Below are 21110 nucleotides of genomic sequence, written 5' to 3' on the forward strand. Positions count from 1 at the left end.
CCGCCGATTATTCGGCGCTGACGGCGTCGCCTTCTTCCACGGCCTTCATCGACAGGCGGATACGGCCCTGCTTGTCGACTTCCAGCACCTTGACCTTGACCACATCGCCTTCCTTCAGCACGTCGCCGACCTTCTCGACGCGATCGCTGGAGATCTGCGACACGTGGACCAGACCGTCCTTGCCCGGCAGGATCGTGACGAACGCACCGAAGTCCATGATCTTGGCGACCTTGCCTTCGTAGATGCGGCCCGGCTCGACGTCCGAGGTGATCTGCTCGATGCGGGCCTTGGCGGCCTGGGCAGCGATGGCATTGACCGAAGCGATGACGATGGTGCCGTCATCCTGGATGTCGATCTGGGTGCCGGTTTCCTTGGTGATGGCCTGGATGGTCGAACCACCCTTGCCGATCACTTCGCGGATCTTGTCCGGGTGGATCTTGATGGTCAGCAGGCGCGGCGCGTAGTCCGACAGCTCTTCACGCGGAGCGGTCAGGCCGTGGGCCATTTCGCCCAGGATGTGCAGACGGCCAGCCTTGGCCTGCTGCAGAGCCTGCTTCATGATCTCTTCGGTGATGCCTTCGATCTTGATGTCCATCTGCAGGGCGGAGATGCCCTCAGCGGTACCGGCCACCTTGAAGTCCATGTCGCCCAGGTGATCTTCGTCACCCAGGATGTCGGACAGGACGACGAAGCGCTCGCCTTCCTTGACCAGACCCATGGCGATACCGGCAACCGGCGCCTTCACCGGCACGCCGGCGTCCATCAGGGCCAGCGACGAACCGCAGACCGAGGCCATCGACGAGGAACCGTTCGACTCGGTGATTTCCGAGACGACGCGGATGGTGTACGGGAAGGCTTCCAGCGACGGCATGACAGCCAGCACGCCGCGCTTGGCCAGGCGACCGTGGCCGATTTCGCGGCGCTTCGGGCCCATCATGCGGCCGCACTCACCCACCGAGAACGGAGGGAAGTTGTAGTGGAACAGGAAGTTTTCCTTGTACTCACCGGCAACGGCATCGATGACCTGGCCATCACGGGCGGTGCCCAGGGTGATGGTCACGATGGCCTGGGTTTCGCCGCGGGTGAACAGCGAGGAACCGTGGGTACGCGGCAGCACGCCGGTCTTCACGGCGATCGGGCGGACGGTGTCCAGCGCACGGCCGTCGATACGGACCTTGGTGTCCAGCACCGAGTCACGCATGGTGCGGTATTCCAGCTCGCCGAATTCCTTCGACAGCTCGGCCGGGTTCCAGCCTTCAGCGGCAACGCGGCCAGCCAGGGTTTCGACCACGTCCTTCTTGATCGCCGAGATGGCGTCGCGGCGCTGCAGCTTGTCGCGCACCTGGAAGGCTTCGCCCAGGCGCGGGCCGATGGCTTCCTTCAGGGCGGAGATCAGCGCGTCGTTCTTGGCCGGGGCTTCCCAGGTCGACGGCTTGGTGCCGGCTTCGACGGTCAGCTCGTTGATCGCGTTGATGACCTTCTGCATTTCGCGGTGACCGAAGGTCACGGCGCCCAGCATCACTTCTTCGGACAGTAGCGCGGCTTCGGATTCGACCATCAGCACGGCGTTGGAGGTACCGGCGACAACCAGTTCCAGCTGCGAGTCGGCCAGTTCGCTGACGGTCGGGTTCAGGATGTACTCGCCGTTCTTGTAACCGACCTTGGCAGCGCCGATCGGACCCATGAACGGGGTGCCGGCCAGGGCCAGGGCAGCCGAGGCGCCGATCAGGGCCGGGATGTCACCGTCCACGTCCGGGTTCAGCGACATGACCGTGGCGATGATCTGCACTTCGTTCTTGTAGTCTTCCGGGAACAGCGGACGGATCGGACGGTCGATCAGACGCGAGATCAGGGTTTCCTTCTCGGTCGCACGGCCTTCACGCTTGAAGAAACCACCCGGGATACGGCCGCCGGCGTAGAACTTTTCCTGATAATCGACGGTCAGCGGGAAGAAGTCCTGGCCTTCGCGCGCGCTCTTGGCGGCGACGGCGGTGACCAGCAGTACGGTGTCGTCCATCTTGACGATGACGGCACCGCTGGCCTGACGGGCGACTTCGCCGGTCTCGAGCGTGACGGTGTGCTTGCCGTACTGGAAGGTTTTGGTGATTTTTGCCACGGAGGGTGTCCTTGGGGATGCTGTCTGCGAATTTGGACCGTCGGCGACCCTTGCCGCCAGCGGGTGGCCGGATCGTTCCGGCCTGAATCGGGGATTGCGGTGCTACAAAACAAAACCGCGGCGCATCGCTGCGCCGCGGGGGATTCGTTGCTTAGCGACGCAGGCCAAGCTTCTCGATCAGGGCCTTGTAACGCTCGACGTCCTTCTTCTTCAGGTAGTCGAGCAGGCTGCGACGGCGGTTGACCATCTGCAGCAGGCCGCGGCGGCTGTGGTGGTCCTTCTTGTGGGTCTTGAAGTGGCCGGTCAGCAGTTCGATGCGCGCGGTCAGCAGTGCAACCTGGACTTCCGGGGAGCCGGTGTCAGCCGAGCTGCGCTTGTTATCTTCAATGACCTTCTGGGTGTCGATCGACATTTCTTTTTTCTCTGTGATGCGTGGCCGGCAGGAACGCGCTTCGCGCACCGCCAGGCTCGCCGTGGACTACGAGGATGAAACCTGCGCGAGGCAGGTTGCCGGAAAACGGCCGCGAAATTGTAACGGTCGGGGGCTTCCGGGACAAGGACCGGGGCTGAACCGCCCGGCCCAGGTCAGAGGTTGAAACGACGCTGCGGAGCGAGCAGGCCACTGTCATCGACCTGGCCCAGGCCCTGGACAGCATCGTCCGGGCCAAACACGGCCACCAGGCCATGCGGCCAGGACAGGTCCCGCTGGCGCTGGCCGACGCAGAAGCGGTGGGCCTGGTCGGCATCGAGGTCGACCCGCGGGTATTCAGCCAGGCCGGCCGCCAGCGGCAGCAGCAGCGCGTCCATCCCGGCCTCGTCGCCCGCCTCGACCATCGCCCGCAGTTGATCCAGCGTGACCATGGCAGGCTCGCGGAACGGCTCGACCCACAGCCGGCGCAGCGCGCTGATGTGGGCGCCACAGCCCAGGCTTTCGCCGAGGTCGCGGGCCAGGCTGCGGATATAGGTGCCGGAGCCACAGGTCACGCGCAGCCGCAGCCGTTCCGGCTGCTGCTCCAGTACCTCGATGGCATGCACCTGCACCTCACGCTCCGGCGCTTCGATGACGTCACCGCGGCGGGCCTTCACATACAGCGGCTCCCCACCCTGCTTCAGCGCCGAATAGATCGGGGCACGCTGGCGGATGTTGCCGGTCAGCGGCACCAGCGCCGCCTGCAGGGCCTCGGCACTGATCGCCGGCACCACGCGCTGCAGCAGCACCTGGCCTTCGGAGTCATCGGTGTCGGTGGTCTGGCCCAGCATGATCTCGGCGTCGTAGGCCTTGGCCGAGCCGAGCAACAGTCCGGCAATCTTGGTCGCCTCGCCGAAGCACAGCGGCAACAGGCCGGTGGCCAGCGGATCGAGGCTGCCGGTATGGCCACCCTTTTCGGCACGGAACAGGCGACGGGCCACCTGCAGGGCGGCGTTGGAGCTCATGCCGGTCGACTTGTCGAGCAGCAGGATGCCATCCAGGCGGCGGAACTGAATTCGGGTCATGACAGGATTTTGTAGAGTCGAGCCATGCTCGACTGCTGCAGCGCGGTCTGCATCAGACATCGCGCAGCCGGAATGCAACAACGCCGGGCATGCCCGGCGTCACGCGGTTATTCTTCGTCGCTCTCGCGACGCTTCTCGGCGGCCAGCGTATCAGGCAGATCGCGCAGGATGTTGTCGATGTGCTCACCACGGTCGACCGAGTCGTCGTAGTGGAAATGCAGTTCCGGCACGTGGCGCAGCTTCATCGCACGGGCCAGGTCCATGCGCAGGCGATAGCCCAGCTCCTTCAGGCCGGCCACGGCTTCGGCCGAACGTTCCGGCATCAGCGCGGTGACGAACACCTTGGCATGGGCCATGTCGCGGGTGATTTCCACGTCGGACACGCTCACCGAGGGCAACCCGTGCTCGCGCACAGCGTTGTGCACCAGGGTGCCGAGTTCACGGCGCAGCTGGGCGGAGACACGGTCGGTTCGATGGAAAGTCTTGGGCACGCGGTCGGGCTCTCGATTCAAATGTGACCCGACCAAGGTCGGGTCCTACCAGGAGGAGCGGCCCGACCTTGGCCGGGCCCCACCAGGGGGCGGACCGGCCCGTGAGGGCTGGTCCGTTGCAGCAATTACAGGGTGCGCGGCACTTCGATACGCTCGAAGCACTCGATCTGGTCACCCGGCTTGACGTCGTTGTAGGCCTTCACCGCGATACCGCACTCGGTACCGTTGCGGACTTCCTCGACGTTCTCCTTGAAGCGACGCAGCGATTCCAGCTCGCCCTCGAAGATCACCACGCTGTCGCGCAGCACGCGGATCGGCTTGTTGCGCTTGACCACGCCCTCGATGACCATCGAGCCGGCCACGGCGCCCAGCTTGGAGCTGCGGAAGACGTCGCGGACCTCGGCGATACCGATGATCTCTTCGCGGATCTCCACGCCCAGCAGACCGGAGGCCACCTGCTTCACCTGGTCGATCACGTCATAGATGATCGAGAAGTAACGCAGGTCAACGCCGTTGGATTCGATGATGCGACGGGCCGAAGCGTCCGCACGCACGTTGAACCCGATGACGGTGGCCTTCGAAGCGGCCGCCGAGTTGGCGTCCGATTCGGTGATGCCGCCCACGCCGGAGTGGATCACGTTGATGCGGATGTCTTCGTTGGACAGCGCGACCAGTGCCTGGCTCAGCGCCTGCACCGAACCCTGCACGTCGGCCTTGATGACCAGGTTGAGGACCTGCTGGCCCTCGCCCTTGCCCAGGGTCGCCATGATGTCTTCCATGCGGCTGCCGGCGGTGGCGACCAGGCGCGATTCACGGCGCTTGGTCTCACGCTGCTGGGCAACGTCCTTGGCCAGGCGCTCGTCCTCGACGACCACGAAGTCATCACCCGCTTCCGGCACGCCGGACAGGCCCAGGACCTGCACCGGAATGGACGGGCCGGCGAACTCCGGCTGCTTGCCGGTTTCGTCGAACAGCGCACGCACGCGGCCGTACTGGATGCCGCACACCAGGTAGTCGCCCTTCTTCAGGCGGCCCTGCTGCACCAGCACGGTGGCGACCGGGCCACGGCCCTTGTCCAGCGACGATTCGATCACCACGCCCGAAGCGCGGCCTTCGTCGACGGCCTTCAGTTCCAGCAGTTCGGCCTGGATCGAAATGGCGTCCAGCAGGTCGTCGATGCCCAGGCCGGTCTTGGCCGAGATCTCCACCATCTGGGTGTCACCACCGAAGTCTTCGGCCACGACCTGCTCGGACAGCAGTTCGTTCTTGACCCGCATCGGGTCGGCGTCGGACTTGTCGATCTTGTTGATCGCCACGATCAGCGGCACACCCGCCGAACGGGCGTGCTGGATCGCTTCCTTGGTCTGCGGCATGACGCCGTCATCGGCGGCCACGACCAGCACCACGATGTCGGTCAGCTTGGCGCCGCGCGCACGCATCGAGGTGAATGCCGCGTGGCCCGGGGTATCCAGGAAGCTGATCACGCCCTTCGGCGTATCCACGTGGTAGGCACCGATGTGCTGGGTGATGCCGCCGGCTTCGCCGGTGGCGACCTTGGTGCGGCGGATGTAATCCAGCAGCGAGGTCTTGCCGTGGTCGACGTGGCCCATGATGGTGACCACCGGCGGACGCTGGGTGGCTTCGCCCTGGTTTTCACCGGTCGAGGCCAGCAGTGCGTCTTCGGCGTCGTTGTCGTTGGCACGGATCGCCTTGTGGCCGAGTTCTTCGGTCACCAGCGCAGCGGTGTCATGGTCGATGGACTGGGTGATGGTGGCCATCACGCCCATCTTGAACAGCGCCTTGACCACCTCGCCGCCCTTCAGCGCGAGCTTCTGCGCCAGGTCGGCCACGGTGATCGTGTCGCCGATCGCCACTTCACGCACCACCGGCGCGGTCGGACGCTCGAAGGCGTGCGGACCTGCATTGTTGCCACCGCGCGACATGTCGCGACGGCCACCGGCCTGGTTACGCCCGCCCGGACGACCACGGGTGTTGCTGTTGTTGCTGTTGCCACGACGCGCGCGGTCGGCAGCCGACAGGTGCATCTGGCCGGCGAAACGGTCGCCCGGGCCACGCTCGTTGCGCGGCGCGCTGCGGTTGTTGCGGTCGTCGTTGCGCGGCGGCGGCGGAGCGCTGCGCGGCGCAGCCGGAGCGGCGGCCGGAGCACGCGGCGGGCGCGGCGCGGTTTCATCGATCGGAGCGCGCTTGGGCTTGCTGGCAGCCAGCGCCTCGGCAGCCTTGGCGGCGGCCGCAGCTTCCTCGGCGGCCTTCTTCTCGGCCTCTGCGCGTTCCTTGGCCGCAACCTCTTCCTCACGGGCACGGACGATGGCTTCGTCGCGCAGACGATCCTTCTCGGCCAGGGCCTGCTGTTCGGCAAGGTTGCGCGCACGCGACTCTTCCAGCTTGCGCAGGATGTCGGCGCGCTCTTCGTCCGGGGTCATGGCGCGAGCACCATCCTTGACGTAGGTACGCTTCTGGCGCACCTCGACATTCACGGTCGTCTTGCTGCGACCGGAACTGACCGTCACTTCCTGCTGTTTCCGGCGGTTGAGCGTGATCTTCTTTGCAGACTGATCAGTTTCTTCCGGGGCCTGCTCGGGCTTGCCGTGCGAACGACGAAGGAAGCCCAGGAGCTTCACCTTCTCGGTGCTGGTCACGACCTGGTCGGGACCGCTGAACTTCATGCCGGCACCGGCCAGCTGTTCCAGCAGTTTTTCGACCGGCGTGTTGACCAGTTCGGCAAGCTTGCGGATGGTGGTTTGCTGCGACATTCGGATCCTATGATCTTGTGGGCGCCCCCCCGCATCTGGAGGTGGCGCGGATTCTACGCCCTGAGCGGCTCAGGGCCCTGTTCATTGCCGGCTCATTCGCCGCGTTCCAGTCGGGCGATCTCCTCGGCACGTGCGGCCAGGATCAGCGCAGCGGCGCGCGCCTGATCCAGCCCTTCGATGCCGAAGTCCATGACCTCGTCGGCGGCCAGGTCGGACAGGTCCTCACTGGTACGCACGCCGTGGCCGGCCAGCGCATACGCGGTGGCTTCGTCCATGCCCTTCAGGGACAGCAGGTCCTGCGCCGGCTGGCCGTCTTCAAGGCCTTCCTCGACTGCCAGGGCCTCATTGAGCAGCGCATCGCGGGCACGAGCGCGCAGCTCTTCGACGATGTCTTCGTCGAAACCTTCCACGGCCAGCAGTTCGCCGACCGGGACATATGCGATTTCCTCGACGGTGCCGAAGCCTTCGCTGACCAGGATGCCGGCGATCTCTTCGTCCACTTCCAGCTTGTCCATGAACAGCTGGCGGGCCGAAGCCTGCTCGGCCTCCGACTTGGCGGTGACCTGGTCCTGGGTCATCACGTTGAGCTGCCAGCCGGTCAGGCGGCTGGCCAGGCGCACGTTCTGGCCGCCCTTGCCGATCGCCTGGGCCAGGCGGTCTTCGGCAACGGCCAGGTCCATCGAATGCTTGTCTTCATCGACGATGATCGACTGTACTTCGGCCGGCGCCATCGCGTTGATGACGAAGTTGGCCGGGTTGTCGTTCCACAGCACGATGTCCACGCGCTCGCCATTGAGCTCGTTGGACACGGCCTGCACGCGCGAACCGCGCATGCCGATGCAGGCACCGATCGGATCGGTGCGCTGGTCGTGGGCGAGCACGGCGATCTTGGCGCGGTCGCCCGGATCGCGGGCGCAGGCCTTGATTTCCACCAGGCCCTGGCCGACTTCCGGCACTTCCAGCTTGAACAGCTCGATCATGAATTCCGGGGCGGCGCGGCTGATGAACAGCTGCGGGCCACGCGGTTCCGAACGGACTTCGGCCAGGTAGCCGCGCACGCGGTCACCGGCGCGCAGCACGTCGCGCGGAATGCCCTTGTCCTTCGGGATGAAACCTTCGGCGTTGCCACCGAGGTCGACATAGATGTTGCCGCGCTCGGCGCGCTTGACCACACCGGTGATCAGCTCACCCACGCGATCCTTCCATGCATCCACGACCTGCTGGCGCTCGGCTTCGCGCACGCGCTGGACGATGACCTGCTTGGCGGCCTGGGCGGCAATGCGGCCGAAGTCCGGGTTCTCGATCTGCTCTTCGATGTAGTCGCCGACGTCCACGCCTTCGGCTTCATCGACGGCGTCCATCAGGCGGATCTGGCGGTCCGGCGATTCCATGACCACGTCATCGGCCACCACTTCCCAGCGGCGGAAGGTTTCGTAGCTGCCATCCTTGTGGTCGATGACCACGCGGGTCAGCACTTCCTCGTCGGGATAGCGCTTCTTCGCTGCCGAGGCCAGGGCGGCCTCGATGGCATCGAAGATCACTTCACGCGGCACGCCCTTCTCGTTGGCGACTGCGTCGACTACCAGCAACAGTTCCTTGCTCATTGGCTCACTCCGCGCGCGGCTTCTTTGCCGCCGGCTCGTTGGAAGAAGAATTCTTGTTCGGCTTCGGACGCTTCGGTGCCGGACCGGTCGGCTTGCTCGGGGCCAGCCCCAGCGCCACCCAGTCGGGCATGATCCGTGCCTTGTCGATGTTGTCGGCCGACACGACCACTTCAGCCTTGTCGACGATGAAGGTGATGGTGTCCGCGGCCTCGTCGGTCGCTTCGATGCGGCCCTGCAGGCGACGACGGTTGTCCTGCGGCAGCTTCAGCGTGACCTTGGCCATTTCGCCGAGGTGACGGCCGAACTGCTCCAGGTTGAACAGCGGACGGTCGACGCCCGGCGAAGACACTTCCAGCGTGTAGTTGCCGCTGATCGGGTCTTCGACGTCCATCTGTGCCGACACTTCGCGGCTGACCCGCTCGCAGTCGTCGACATTGATGATGCGCTCGGGCTGTTCAGCCAGCGGCACGTCGATGTAAAGGCGCAGGGTCGCACCGCCGGGGGCCGGCAGATACTCAACGCCCAGCAGCTCCAGGCCCAGCGACACAACGGTCGGGGCGAGCAGATTCGCGATGTCGGTTGCCTTGTCGCTCACAGCCTGCCTTGATCTCTTGGTTGGGTGCCGGCCTTGGCCGGCATGGAAACATGACGCCCCGGAAACGACAAAGGGCCCGCTGGGCCCCTTTTCCGGAAAGACTCCGGTGACTGGATTCCGGTTGCAACCTGCAGTGCCTGCCGGTTGCGGCCCTCCTTCCGGGTCCGGACTCCCGCTGGGAGGCCGCCTTCAGGGGTATTGCTAGGCCGCTGATGATAGCGACTGCACCGCGCTGGTGCAAGGCTTGGACCCGCCTGAAACCGGCCGCTTCGCTCGCCGGGCATGGCCCGGCGGATCAACCAGAGCCGCAGAAGAAAAACGCCCTCGAAGCAGGACTTCGAAGGCGATCTCTTTACTTGGTAGCGGGGGCAGGATTTGAACCTGCGACCTTCGGGTTATGAGCCCGACGAGCTGCCAGACTGCTCCACCCCGCATCAGAAGCGGAATTATGAGGCATAACTTCAAAACCTGCAAGCTTTTCCTCATTCATCGAACTGGTTGGCGCCGATTCGATGTGTTGGTAGCGGGGGCAGGATTTGAACCTGCGACCTTCGGGTTATGAGCCCGACGAGCTGCCAGACTGCTCCACCCCGCACCGGAAGTGTTTGAACTGCTGCCCTGCTCTTTCGAGGAGGGCTACCGCAACGATGTTCTGGCTGAACCGCTGCAGTGACAACTCAGGCTGCGCATATTACACGAATCGCGCAGCTTTGTGTCAACTTTTATGCAAGATGCGCAAATGCCTGCTGGCACCAGACCATGATCGGGTTCCATGCCAGGCCCAGCGCCAGCAGCGCCAGCGCGTTCACGCCCAGGACCAGGCCCAGCACGCGGTCGTTGCTGCGCGGCATGGCCTCGCCCACCGGCTCATCGAAGTACATGACCTTGATGACGCGCAGGTAGTAGAAGCAGCCGACCACGGCACACAGCACGCCGAGAATGGCCAGCCACAGCAGGCCACCGTTGACGGCCGCGCCCAGCACCGCCAGCTTGGTCCAGAAGCCCAGGAACGGCGGGATGCCAGCCAGCGACGCCATGATGCACAGCACCAGGCCGGCCATCCACGGGTTGCGGGCATTGAGGCCCTTGAAGTCTTCGATGTTCTCGGCTTCGAAGCCGGCACGCGACAGCGCGATGATCGCGCCGAAGGCGGCGGTCGACATGATGGCGTAGGCCAGTGCGTAGAACAGTGCGGCGGCATAGCCCTGCGAGCCGCCACCGGCAATGCCCATCAGCAGGAAGCCGATGTGCGAGACGGTGGAAAACGCCAGCATGCGCTTGAGGTTGCTCTGCGCGATGGCCATCAGGTTGCCGATGACCAGCGAGACCGCCGCCAGGCCGGCGATCAGCAGCTGCAGTTCGGTCGACAGCGGGCCCACGCCCATTTCCAGCAGGCGGTAGGCCATGCCGAAGGCGGCCAGCTTCGGCGCCGAGCTGATGAACAGTGCGATCGGTGCCGGGGCACCCTGGTACACGTCCGGCAGCCACATGTGGAACGGCGCGGCACCCAGCTTGAAGGCGACGCCGGCGATCATGAAGACCGCACCGGTGATCAGCAGCACGCGCTCTTCCGAGTGCGGGATGGCCTCGCGGATGACGTCCAGCTGGAGGCTGCCGGTGGCGCCGTAGATCAGCGACATGCCGTACAGCAGCAGGCCAGAAGCCAGCGAACCCAGCACGATGTACTTCATCGCCGCTTCCGAGGCCAGGCCGTTCTCACGGTTGCTGGCAACCAGCGCGTAGGAGCACAGCGCCAGCAGTTCCAGGCCCAGGTAGACCATCAGCAGGCTGCCGGCCGAGACCAGGATCATCATGCCGGCGGTGCCGAACAGGATCAGCACCGGGATCTCGCCCTGGAACAGGTTGCGGTCGCGCAGGTAGCGCCAGCCGTAGACCAGGGTCAGGCCGCTGAGCAGCACGATCCCGGTCTTCATCACGTCCGCGGCGGTATCACGCACGAACATGCCATGGAAGACCTCCCCCTGCCCGCCCACGCCGGTGGCCAGCATGAACAGCACCACGGCCAGCGCAGCGAGCGAGAACAGGTGGGTGACGATCTTGTTCCGGTTGCTGACGAACAGGTCGAGAATCATCAGGGCGAAGGCGCTACCGATCAGCACCAGCTCGGGAGCGAGCGGTGGCAGGTCAGCGGCGGTCAATGGCAGCAGCGGCGAGGTGGTCATCATCAAATCCTGGAATTACAGCAGCTTGCTGGATGCGATCTGCATCGCCAGCTTCGCGATCGAGGGCTCCATCAGGTCGGTCAGCGGCTTGGGGTAGATGCCCAGGGCCAGCACGCCGATGGCGAACACGCCCAGCACCAGCCACTCGCGGCCGTTGATGTCCTTCAGTTCGGCAACATGGCTGTTGGCCACTTCACCGAAGAAGATGCGCTTGTACAGCCACAGGGTGTAGGCGGCGCCGATGATCAGGGTGGTGGCCGCGCCCAGCGCGATCCACGGATTACGCTGGAAGGCCGCAAGGATGACCATGAACTCGCCGACGAAACCGCTGGTGCCCGGCAGGCCTGCATTGGCCATGAAGAACAGCATGGCGAAGGTCGCAAACCAGGGCATCACGTTGACCACGCCGCCGTAATCGGCGATGCGGCGGCTGTGCATGCGGTCGTACAGCACGCCGACGCTGGAGAACATCGCACCGGACACGAAGCCGTGCGAGATCATCTGCACCATGGCGCCCTGCAGGCCCAGGCGGGCGGCATCGGCGTTGCCGGCTTCACGCACCAGCCACAGGGCAATGAATGTGCCCAGGGTGACGAAGCCCATGTGCGCGATCGACGAATAGGCGATCAGCTTCTTCATGTCGTCCTGCACCAGGGCGACGAGGCCGACGTAGATCACCGCGATCAGCGACAGCGCGATCACCAGCCACGCCCATTCCTGCGACGCGTCCGGGACGATCGGCAGGTTGAAGCGCAGGAAGCCGTAGCCACCGATCTTCAGGGCGATGGCGGCCAGGATCACCGAACCGGCGGTCGGCGCTTCCACGTGGGCATCCGGCAGCCAGGTGTGGACCGGGAACATCGGCACCTTGACCGCGAAGGCGATCAGGAAGGCGAAGAAGATCCAGGTCTGTTCCTTGGCCGACAGCGGCAGCGCGTACAGGTCGGCCAGCTGGAAGCTGCCGCCCTTCATGTACAGGTAGATCAGCGCCACCAGCATCAGCACCGAGCCGAGGAAGGTGTACAGGAAGAACTTCAGCGCGGCGTAGATGCGACGCGGGCCACCCCAGACACCGATGATCAGGAACATCGGGATCAGCATCGCCTCGAAGAACACGTAGAACAGCATCGCGTCCGTGGCCGAGAAGATACCGACCGTGACGCCTTCCAGGATCAGGAAGGCGGCCACGTACTGGTTGACGCGCTTGTCGATGGCGCTCCAGGCGCCGATCAGGGCAAGCACGCTGACCAGGGTGGTCAGCAGGATCAGCGCCACGGCGATGCCGTCCACGCCCAGGTTGTAGCCGATCTTGTACGCCGGGATCCAGGCATGGGTCTCGACGAACTGCAGACCGTCGATGCCCGCGTTGTAGCCGCTCAGCAGCGAGAGGCTCGCCACGAACGTCAGCACCGCTACGCCCAGCGACGCCCAGCGGGCGGTCTGCGCATCACGGATCGCAAGGATCAGGGCGCCACCGATGATCGGCAGCCAGATGAGGACACTGAGTAGAGGCCAGTTCGACACGTCTTCTTATTCCGTACAGGTCATCAACGCAGGTAATGCATCAGCACGCCCAGAAGGGCAATCAGGCCGATGATCATCGCGAAGGCGTAGTGATAGAGGAAACCGGATTGGGTACGACGCAGCACGCCGGCTGCGACGTCCACAACACGTGCCGAAAGATTGACCACGCCGTCGACGATGTTGCTGTCGATCCAGCGTGCGACCTTGCCCAGCTTGACGCTGCCACCGGCAAAGCCATCGATCCACAGCTTGTCGAAGCCGTACTTGTTTTCCAGCACCGACACCAGCGGAGCGAAGGTCTTGCGCGCCTTGCCCGACAGGTCCGGCTTCCACAGGTAGAACAGCGCAGCCAGCAGGAAGCCCGCCAGGGTCAGCCAGAACGGCGGCAGCATCATGCCGTGCAGCGCGAACGCCACCGGCCCGTGGAACTCTTCGCCCAGGAAGGCAACGGTGTTCTTGGCCGGATCGTAGAAATCGACGATGCCGGTGAAGAACGTGTTGACCTGGCCCTTGATTGCGTCGTGTGCATGGTGGCCGGCCCAGTCGGTGCCGTGCAGCATCGGACCGATGCTGAAGAAACCGATGGCGATCGACGGGATGGCCAGCAGGATCAGCGGCAGGGTCACCACCCACGGGGTTTCGTGCGGCTCATGCGGACCGTGGCCATGGCCGTGGTCGTCATGGTGCGCGTCCCCATGATGGGCATCAGCAGGGTGCGCATCTGCGGCGTGGTGATCGTCATGGGCATGGCCGTGATCATCATGCACGTCGCGGAAGCGCTCCTTGCCGTGGAAGGTCAGGAACAGCAGGCGGAAGCTGTAGAAGCTGGTCACCAGCACGCCACCCAGCACTGCCCAGTAGCCATAGGTGGCCACCCAGCTGTTCTGCATGTGGGCGTGGATCTCGGCCGCCTCGATGATGGTGTCCTTCGAGTAGAAGCCGGAGAAGAACGGCGTACCGACCAGGGCCAGGGTACCGATCCACATGGTGACGAAGGTGATCGGCATGTACTTGCGCAGGCCGCCCATCTTGCGCATGTCCTGCTCGTGGTGCATCGCGATGATGACCGAGCCGGCACCCAGGAACAGCAGCGCCTTGAAGAAGGCGTGGGTCATCAGGTGGAACACGGCGGCCGAGTACGCCGACACGCCCAGTGCAACCGTCATGTAGCCCAGCTGCGACAGCGTGGAGTACGCGACGACGCGCTTGATGTCGTTCTGCACGATGCCGATCAGGCCGGTGAAGAACGCGGTGGTGGCACCGATGAACAGGATGAAGTTCAGCGCGGTCTGCGACAGCTCGAACAGCGGCGACATGCGGGTGACCATGAAGATACCGGCGGTCACCATCGTCGCGGCGTGGATCAGTGCCGAGATCGGGGTCGGGCCTTCCATCGAGTCCGGCAGCCACACGTGCAGCGGGACCTGGGCCGACTTGCCCATGGCACCGATGAACAGGCAGATGCAGATGACGGTGGCGATCGACCAGATCACCGGCTCGTTCAGCAGCTGCATGCCGAACATGGTGCCGTCCCAGATCTGCAGCTGGGCGCGCGGGTCAGCCAGCATGCCGGCCTGCGAGAACACCTGCGAGTAGTCCAGGGTGCCGAACACCCACAGCACGCCGGCGATACCGAGCAGGAAGCCGAAGTCACCAACGCGATTGACCAGGAACGCCTTCATGTTGGCGAAGATCGCAGTCGGGCGCTTGAACCAGAAGCCGATCAGCAGGTACGACACCAGGCCCACCGCTTCCCAGCCGAAGAACAGCTGCAGGAAGTTGTTGCTCATCACCAGGGTGAGCATCGAGAAGGTGAACAGCGAGATGTAGCTGAAGAACCGCTGGTAGCCCGGATCGTCCTGCATGTAGCCGATCGTGTAGATGTGGACCAGCAGCGACACGAAGGTCACCACCACCATCATCATCGCGGTCAGCTTGTCGACCATGAAACCGACGTGGGCCGAGTACTGGCCGACTTCGAAGAACGTGTAGATGTTCTGGTTGAACGGCTGCGCGCCGCCCCACAGCAACTGGTAGAGCGTGTACATCGACAGGCCGCAGGCAACCGCGACGCCGAGGATGGTGATGGTCTGCGCGCCGAAGCGCTTGACCTGGCGACCGAACAGGCCGGCGATGATGCTGCCGAACAGCGGTGCAAGCACCACTGCGATCAACAGACTCTTGGAGAGAGTGATTTCCATCTGTGGATCAGCCCTTCAACGAATCGACTTCGCCGACATTGATCGTGCGGCGGGTACGGAACAGGGTCACCAGGATCGCCAGGCCGATGGCGGCTTCCGCGGCGGCGACGGTCAGGATGAAGAACACGAACAGCTGGCCGGACGGATCGCCCAGCTGACGCGAGAAGCCGACGAAGTTGATGTTCACCGACAGCAGCATCAGTTCGATCGACATCAGCAGGACGATGACGTTCTTCCGGTTGAGGAAGATGCCGGCCAGGCTGATGGCGAACAGCACCGCGCCCAGCGCAAGGATGTGGCCAAGGGTAATCACGGCTGGGTCTCCTCGCCGGCGGCCGGCTTGCTGTTGCTGTGCACGACCGGCGCTTCGGCGCCCATCTTGACCATGCGCAGGCGCTGGCCGGCCTTGACCATGGTCTGCTCACCCGGGTTCTGGCTCTTCACGCCGGTACGGCGGCGCAAGGTCAGCATCACGGCGGCAACCACGGCCACGGTCAGGATGACGGCGGCGAACTCGAACGGCAGCAGGTACTCGGTGAACAGCGTACGCGCCAGCCAAGTGACGTTGGAGCTGTCGGCAGCGACCGCAGCGGCGTTGTCGGCCGGGAACGGGTTGACCGCCCTGCCCTTCACGCCGATCAGGATCAGCATCTGCACCAGCATCGCCACGGCAACAATGAGACCGACCGGCAGGTAGCGGACCCAGCCCTCACGCAGCTTGGTGGGGTCGATGTCGAGCATCATCACCACGAACAGGAACAGCACCATCACCGCGCCGACGTAGACCAGCACCAGCGCCACGCCGAGGAACTCGGCGCCGACCAGCAGCCACACGCAGGCAATGGAGAAGAAGGTCAGCACCAGGCAGAGCACGGCGTGAACCGGGTTGCGCACGCTGATCACCGCACCGGCCGAAACCGTTGCCGCGATGGCGAACACCCAGAAAGCGATATTTACCCAATCCATCTCTCGACCTCAGCGGTAAGCGGCATCGGCGGCGCGACGCTCGGCGATCTCGGACTCGAGACGGTCGCCCAGGGCCAGCAGCTGCGGCTTGGTAACGATGTTTTCGCCACGATTCTCGAAGTGATACTCGAGGATGTGGGTTTCGACGATCGAGTCCACCGGGCAGCTTTCTTCGCAGAAGCCGCAGAAGATGCACTTGAACAGATCGATGTCATAGCGCGTGGTACGGCGGGTGCCGTCTTCGCGCTTGGCCGAGTCGATGGTGATGGCCAATGCAGGGCACACCGCTTCGCACAGCTTGCAGGCGATGCAGCGCTCTTCACCGTTGGGGTAACGGCGCAGGGCGTGCAGGCCACGGAAGCGCGGCGACTGCGGGAACTTCTCCATCGGGTACATCATCGTGTACTTGGGCTTGAAGCTGTACTTCAGCGTCAGCCAAAGGCCGCCCAGCAGTTCGAGCAGCAGCAGGCTCTTGAAGTAATGGGTAATCCTGTTCATCACTTAGACGCCCTTTTGAATCACGCCGAAGAACACCATGACGGCGGTAACCGCGATCCACAGAATGGCCAGCGGGATGAAGACCTTCCAGCCCAGGCGCATGATCTGGTCATAGCGGAAGCGCGGGAAGCTGGCACGGAACCAGATGTAGGCACTGGCGAAGAAGAACACCTTGACGAACAGCCACGGTGCACCGCCCTTCCAGATCCAGTCGACCAGCGGCGAGACGTCGCCGAAGTTGACCCAGCCCTGGATGGGGCTCAGCCAGCCGCCGAGGAAGAAGATCGAGATCAGGAAGCTGATCAGGATCATGTTGGCGTATTCGGCCAGGAAGAACAGCGCGAACGCACCGCCCGAGTACTCGACCATGTGGCCAGCGACGATTTCCGATTCACCTTCCACCACGTCGAACGGCGCGCGGTTGGTTTCGGCAACGCCCGACACCCAGTAGATGACGAACAGCGGGAACAGCGGCAGCAGGAACCAGTCGAAGAAACCGGAATTGCCAGCCTGCGCCATCACGATGTTGCTCAGGTTCAGGCTGCCCGACGCGATCATCACGCCGACCAGGGCGAAGCCCATGGCGATTTCGTAGCTGATCATCTGCGCCGAGGCGCGCATCGCACCCAGGAACGCATACTTCGAGTTGGATGCCCAACCGGCCAGGATGATGCCGTAGATGCCCAGCGAGGTCATCGCCAGCAGGTACAGCAGGCCGGCGTTGGCGTTGGACAGCACGATCTGCGAGTCGAAGGGGACCACCGACCAGGCCGCGAAGGCCGGAGCCAGGGTGATCAGCGGGGCCAGCAGGTAGATCGCCTTGTTGGCGCTGCTCGGCTGGACCACTTCCTTGAACAGCAGCTTGAAGACGTCGGCGAAGGCCTGGAAGATGCCCATGCCCACGTACATCGGGCCGTGGCGGACGTGCATCCAGCCGATCAGCTTGCGTTCCCAGACCACGTAGAAGGCCACCGAGATGATCACCGGCACGGTGATCACCAGGATCTTCAGGATGATCCAGATCAGCGCGCCGATGTCACCAAGGCCAAGCAGCCACTGGTGCAGCGGATCGACCGCGTTCAACAGCAATTCGTTCATGCAGCCACCACCGTTACGCGAGCGGCACCCAGCGGCGCGGTCGCGCCGTGGCCCGATTCAATCCAGACCGAACCCGCAGCGACGCGGGCGTCGATCACCACCGGCAGGGTGGCCTTGCCGGCATCGGTGCCGACCTTGGCCATCTGCCCTTCCTGCAGCTGCAGGCGAGCGGCATCTTCAGCGTTCAGCACGATGCGCGGGGCGTTGTTGAGCGGATGCGACTGCAGCGCCGGGGCGCGACGGACCACCGCATCGGTGCGGTAGATCGCGGCGGTCGAAGCCACTTCCAGGCCTTCGCCGGCAACCACCGGCTGTGCCGAGGCGGCAACGGCGACCGACACCGGGGCCAGGCTGGCGCGCAGGCCGGCCAGGTCGGTGAAGTCGAAACCGGCTACCGCCAGCTCACCGCCCAGGGCGCGCAGCACGCGCCAGCCCTCACGGGCCTCGCCCGGCAGCTTGCCGCCGGCACGCGCCGACTGCTCGCGACCATCGAGGTTGGTCAGGGTGGCGTCGATTTCCGGCAGCGCACCGATCGGCAGGATCACGTCGGCAACGTCGCGGGTGGAGACGCAGGCGAACTGGCTGAAGGCCACCACCTTGGCGCCGACCAGCGCCTTGCGCGCGGCGGGGGCGTCGGCGAAGTCCAGACCCGGCTCCAGGCCGTACACCACGTAGGCCTGGCGCGGCTGCGCCAGCATTGCGGCGACGTCCTTGCCGGCCGGCAGCACGCCTGCGCGGGTCAGGCCAACGGCGTTGGCACCCTGCGGGATGCGGCACAGCTTGGCACCGGTCGCAGCAGCGAAGTCACGCGCGGCGGCGCGGATCGCGGCAGCCTGCGGATGGTTTTCGGCGATGCCACCGACGATCAGCACGGTGTTGTTGCCGCCCTGCACCGCCGAACGCAGCTCGGCGTTGGCCAGCGCGTCGACGAACTTCGACGGCGCGACGATCTGCTTGCCGGCGATGCTGAAGGCGAAGTCGAAGTCCACCGGGTTGACGACGTGGATCTTCGCGCCGTTGGTGGTCTGCGCCTTGCGCAGGCGGGCGTGCAGCAGCGGCAGTTCGTGGCGGATGTTGCTGCCCAGAACGACGATGCGGTCGGCGCCTTCGATCTCGGCCAGCGGCAGGCCGAACACTTCGGCGGTTGCGGCGTCGGAGAAATCGCGGTTGTTGATGCGGTGGTCGATGTTGCTCGAGCCCAGGCCCTTGGCCAGGCGGGCCAGCAGCGCGCCTTCCTCGTTCGAGGTGGACGGGTGCACCAGCACGCCCAGGTTGTCGCCCTGGTTGGCCTTGAGGATCTCGGCGGCCGCAGCCAGGCCTTCGGCCCAGCTCACTTCCTTCCACTCGCCATTGACCTTGCGCAGCGGCTTGACCGCACGGTCTTCGCTGTACAGGCCCTGGTGCGAGTAACGGTCACGATCGGACAGCCAGCACTCGTTCACCGCTTCGTTGTCGCGCGGCACGGTGCGCAGCACTTCGCCGCGACGCACGTGCAGGAACAGGTTCGAACCCATCGCGTCGTGGTAGCCCAGCGATTCGCGCGCGGTCAGTTCCCACGGGCGGGCGCGGAACTGGAACACCTTGTTGGTCAGCGCGCCGACCGGGCAGACGTCGACGACGTTGCCGGACAGCTCGGTGGTCAGCGGCTTGCCGTCGAAGGTACCGATCTGCAGGTTCTCACCGCGGTACATGCCACCCAGTTCGTAGGTACCGGCAACGTCGGCGGTGAAGCGGACGCAGCGGGTGCACTGGATGCAACGGGTCATCTCGGTGGCGACCAGAGGGCCCATGTCCTCGTCCGGCACCACGCGCTTGCGCTCGTTGAAGCGGCTGACCGAACGGCCATAGCCCAGCGACACGTCCTGCAGCTCGCACTCGCCGCCCTGATCGCAGATCGGGCAGTCCAGCGGGTGGTTGATGAGCAGGAACTCCATCACCGAGCGCTGGAACTTCAGTGCCTTCTCGCTGCGGGTGGCGACCTTCATGCCATCCATCACCGGGGTGGCGCAGGCCGGCGCCGGCTTCGGCGACTTTTCCACGTCCACCAGGCACATGCGGCAGTTGGCGGCGATCGGCAGCTTCTCGTGGTAGCAGAAGCGCGGAATCGAAATGCCGGCCTTGTCGGCCGCCTGGATGATCATCGAACCCTTGGGCACGACCAGCGACTTGCCATCGATTTCGATGGTCACGTGATCCGGTGGCACGTTCGGGTTTACGGGTTGCGCGCTCATGCGGCGGCTGCCTCCACCTTCTTGCCGTCAACCATCGAATGACCGTTGACGATGTAGTACTCGAATTCGTCCCAGAACTGGCGCAGGAAGCCCTGGATGGGCCATGCAGCCGCTTCACCGAACGCACAGATGGTGTGGCCTTCGATCTGGCCGGCCACCGCCTTCAGCTGGTGCAGGTCTTCCATCGTGGCCTTGCCGGCGACGATGCGCTCCAGCACGCGGTGCATCCAGCCGGTGCCTTCACGGCACGGGGTGCACTGGCCGCACGATTCCTTGTGGAAGAACTGGCTGATGCGGCAGGCGAACTTGACGCAGCAGACGCTGTCGTCGAGCACCACGATCGCACCCGAACCCAGGCCGGAGCCCAGCGCACGGATGGTGTCGTAGTCCATCGGCAGATCCTGCAGCTCGGCCGCGGTCAGTACCGGCATCGACACGCCGCCCGGGATCGCGCCCTTGAGGGTGCGGCCCGGACGCAGGCCACCGGCCATTTCCAGCAGGTCGTGGAACTTGGTGCCCAGCGGCACTTCGAAGTTGCCGCCGTTCTGCACGCAGCCGGACACCGAGAAGCACTTCGGACCGCCGTTGGCGGTCAGGCTCAGGCCCTTGAACCACTCCGGACCGTTGCGGATGATCGCCGGCACCGAACCGTAGGTTTCGGTGTTGTTGATCGTCGACGGCTTGCCGTACAGGCCGAAGTTGGCCGGGAACGGCGGCTTGTAGCGCGGCTGGCCCTTCTTGCCTTCCAGCGATTCCATCAGCGCGGTTTCTTCGCCGCAGATGTACGCGCCGGCGCCCAGCGCACCGTAGATGTCGATGTCCACGCCCGAGCCCATCACGTTCTTGCCCAGCCAGCCATTTGCATAGGCGTCGGCCAGGGCCTGTTCGAAGTGCTCGAACGGCTCGTGGTGGAACTCACCGCGCAGGTAGTTGTAACCCACGGTCGAACCGGTGGCGTAGCAGGCGATCGCCATGCCTTCCACCACCGAATGCGGGTTGTAGCGCAGGATGTCGCGATCCTTGCAGGTGCCCGGCTCGGATTCGTCCGAGTTGCAGAGGATGTACTTCTGCATGTTGCCCTTGGGCATGAAGGACCACTTCAGGCCGGTCGGGAAGCCTGCGCCACCGCGGCCACGCAGGCCCGAGGCCTTGACCATCTCGATGACCTGCTCCGGCGGGATCTTCTCTTCGAGGATCTTGCGCAGGGCGGCGTAGCCACCGGTCTTCAGGTAGCTTTCGTACGACCACGGGGTGTCGTAATGCAGGGTGGTGTAGACCACCTGGTGCGGCAGCGGCGCGGGGCCGACCGGACCCTTGGATTCGTGGTGATGTGCCATG

General features: G+C 64.8%; 16 protein-coding genes and 2 tRNA genes. All 18 read right to left on the reverse strand.

What is annotated here, in order from left to right; all coding sequences use genetic code 11:
* Positions 1-7: 7 nt before the first annotated feature.
* Entirely contained in the window at positions 8-2116 is a 2109-nt protein-coding gene (pnp, locus tag ACZK3W_RS15600) for a polyribonucleotide nucleotidyltransferase (RefSeq protein WP_032128652.1), read from the reverse strand.
* Between the two features lie 151 nt (positions 2117-2267).
* The gene (rpsO, locus tag ACZK3W_RS15605) at positions 2268-2528 is read right to left on the reverse strand and encodes a 30S ribosomal protein S15 (protein ID WP_005410445.1); all 261 of its coding nucleotides are present in this window, start codon (positions 2526-2528) and stop codon (positions 2268-2270) included.
* A 173-nt stretch (positions 2529-2701) separates the two neighbouring features.
* Positions 2702-3610 (reverse strand): tRNA pseudouridine(55) synthase TruB, encoded by a 909-nt coding sequence (truB, locus tag ACZK3W_RS15610; protein ID WP_197615945.1) that lies wholly within the window; start codon positions 3608-3610, stop codon positions 2702-2704.
* Positions 3611-3717: 107 nt separating this feature from the next.
* Positions 3718-4101, reverse strand: coding sequence for a 30S ribosome-binding factor RbfA (gene rbfA, locus ACZK3W_RS15615; protein ID WP_005410447.1), 384 nt, complete (start codon positions 4099-4101; stop codon positions 3718-3720).
* Between the two features lie 125 nt (positions 4102-4226).
* Positions 4227-6872, reverse strand: coding sequence for a translation initiation factor IF-2 (gene infB, locus ACZK3W_RS15620; protein WP_032128650.1), 2646 nt, complete (start codon positions 6870-6872; stop codon positions 4227-4229).
* A gap of 92 nt (positions 6873-6964) precedes the next feature.
* On the reverse strand, positions 6965-8476 hold the full coding sequence (gene nusA, locus ACZK3W_RS15625) for a transcription termination factor NusA (RefSeq protein ID WP_005410449.1): 1512 nt from the start codon (positions 8474-8476) through the stop codon (positions 6965-6967).
* A gap of 4 nt (positions 8477-8480) precedes the next feature.
* Complete coding sequence (gene rimP, locus ACZK3W_RS15630; protein ID WP_014037945.1) at positions 8481-9071, reverse strand: ribosome maturation factor RimP; 591 nt, start codon at positions 9069-9071, stop codon at positions 8481-8483.
* 357 nt (positions 9072-9428) lie between these two features.
* Positions 9429-9505, reverse strand: a tRNA-Met gene (locus ACZK3W_RS15635).
* Positions 9506-9589: 84 nt separating this feature from the next.
* Positions 9590-9666: transfer RNA gene (locus tag ACZK3W_RS15640), tRNA-Met, on the reverse strand.
* A 127-nt stretch (positions 9667-9793) separates the two neighbouring features.
* Positions 9794-11254: an NADH-quinone oxidoreductase subunit NuoN gene (gene nuoN / locus ACZK3W_RS15645; protein ID WP_478450121.1), complete on the reverse strand. Its 1461-nt coding sequence runs from the start codon at positions 11252-11254 to the stop codon at positions 9794-9796.
* Positions 11255-11269: 15 nt separating this feature from the next.
* Entirely contained in the window at positions 11270-12778 is a 1509-nt protein-coding gene (locus ACZK3W_RS15650) for an NADH-quinone oxidoreductase subunit M (protein WP_032128647.1), read from the reverse strand.
* Positions 12779-12801: 23 nt separating this feature from the next.
* Positions 12802-14979, reverse strand: coding sequence for an NADH-quinone oxidoreductase subunit L (nuoL, locus tag ACZK3W_RS15655; protein WP_121504565.1), 2178 nt, complete (start codon positions 14977-14979; stop codon positions 12802-12804).
* 7 nt (positions 14980-14986) lie between these two features.
* Positions 14987-15292 carry an NADH-quinone oxidoreductase subunit NuoK gene (nuoK, locus tag ACZK3W_RS15660; protein ID WP_005417921.1) on the reverse strand — a complete coding sequence of 102 codons (306 nt, stop codon included), beginning with the start codon at positions 15290-15292 and terminating at the stop codon, positions 14987-14989.
* A complete protein-coding gene (locus ACZK3W_RS15665; RefSeq protein ID WP_032128645.1) occupies positions 15289-15945 on the reverse strand; it encodes an NADH-quinone oxidoreductase subunit J in 657 nt (218 codons plus the stop codon). The genes nuoK and ACZK3W_RS15665 overlap by 4 nt, the downstream gene beginning before the upstream one ends.
* Before the next feature lie 9 nt (positions 15946-15954).
* On the reverse strand, positions 15955-16443 hold the full coding sequence (gene nuoI, locus ACZK3W_RS15670) for an NADH-quinone oxidoreductase subunit NuoI (RefSeq protein WP_006381128.1): 489 nt from the start codon (positions 16441-16443) through the stop codon (positions 15955-15957).
* 3 nt (positions 16444-16446) lie between these two features.
* Complete coding sequence (gene nuoH, locus ACZK3W_RS15675) at positions 16447-17541, reverse strand: NADH-quinone oxidoreductase subunit NuoH (protein WP_006381129.1); 1095 nt, start codon at positions 17539-17541, stop codon at positions 16447-16449.
* Positions 17538-19772, reverse strand: a complete 2235-nt coding sequence (gene nuoG, locus ACZK3W_RS15680) for an NADH-quinone oxidoreductase subunit NuoG (protein WP_006381130.1) — start codon at positions 19770-19772, stop codon at positions 17538-17540. Before nuoG ends, nuoH begins: the two co-directional genes overlap by 4 nt.
* A complete protein-coding gene (gene nuoF, locus ACZK3W_RS15685) occupies positions 19769-21109 on the reverse strand; it encodes an NADH-quinone oxidoreductase subunit NuoF (protein ID WP_006381131.1) in 1341 nt (446 codons plus the stop codon). Before nuoF ends, nuoG begins: the two co-directional genes overlap by 4 nt.
* Position 21110: the final 1 nt, after the last annotated feature.

The organism is Stenotrophomonas sp. 80084_Sma (assembly GCF_056481995.1).

Bases quoted from the DNA above. Each gene is read 5' to 3' on its own strand.
- rpsO (WP_005410445.1), bottom strand. From the start codon at position 2,528: ATGTCGATCGACACCCAGAAGGTCATTGAAGATAACAAGCGCAGCTCG.
- truB (WP_197615945.1), bottom strand. From the start codon at position 3,610: ATGACCCGAATTCAGTTCCGCCGCCTGGATGGCATCCTGCTGCTCGAC.
- infB (WP_032128650.1), bottom strand. From the start codon at position 6,872: ATGTCGCAGCAAACCACCATCCGCAAGCTTGCCGAACTGGTCAACACG.
- nusA (WP_005410449.1), bottom strand. From the start codon at position 8,476: ATGAGCAAGGAACTGTTGCTGGTAGTCGACGCAGTCGCCAACGAGAAG.
- nuoN (WP_478450121.1), bottom strand. From the start codon at position 11,254: ATGACCACCTCGCCGCTGCTGCCATTGACCGCCGCTGACCTGCCACCG.
- nuoL (WP_121504565.1), bottom strand. From the start codon at position 14,979: ATGGAAATCACTCTCTCCAAGAGTCTGTTGATCGCAGTGGTGCTTGCA.
- ACZK3W_RS15665 (WP_032128645.1), bottom strand. From the start codon at position 15,945: ATGGATTGGGTAAATATCGCTTTCTGGGTGTTCGCCATCGCGGCAACG.
- nuoI (WP_006381128.1), bottom strand. From the start codon at position 16,443: ATGAACAGGATTACCCATTACTTCAAGAGCCTGCTGCTGCTCGAACTG.
- nuoH (WP_006381129.1), bottom strand. From the start codon at position 17,541: ATGAACGAATTGCTGTTGAACGCGGTCGATCCGCTGCACCAGTGGCTG.
- nuoG (WP_006381130.1), bottom strand. From the start codon at position 19,772: ATGAGCGCGCAACCCGTAAACCCGAACGTGCCACCGGATCACGTGACC.
- nuoF (WP_006381131.1), bottom strand. From the start codon at position 21,109: ATGGCACATCACCACGAATCCAAGGGTCCGGTCGGCCCCGCGCCGCTG.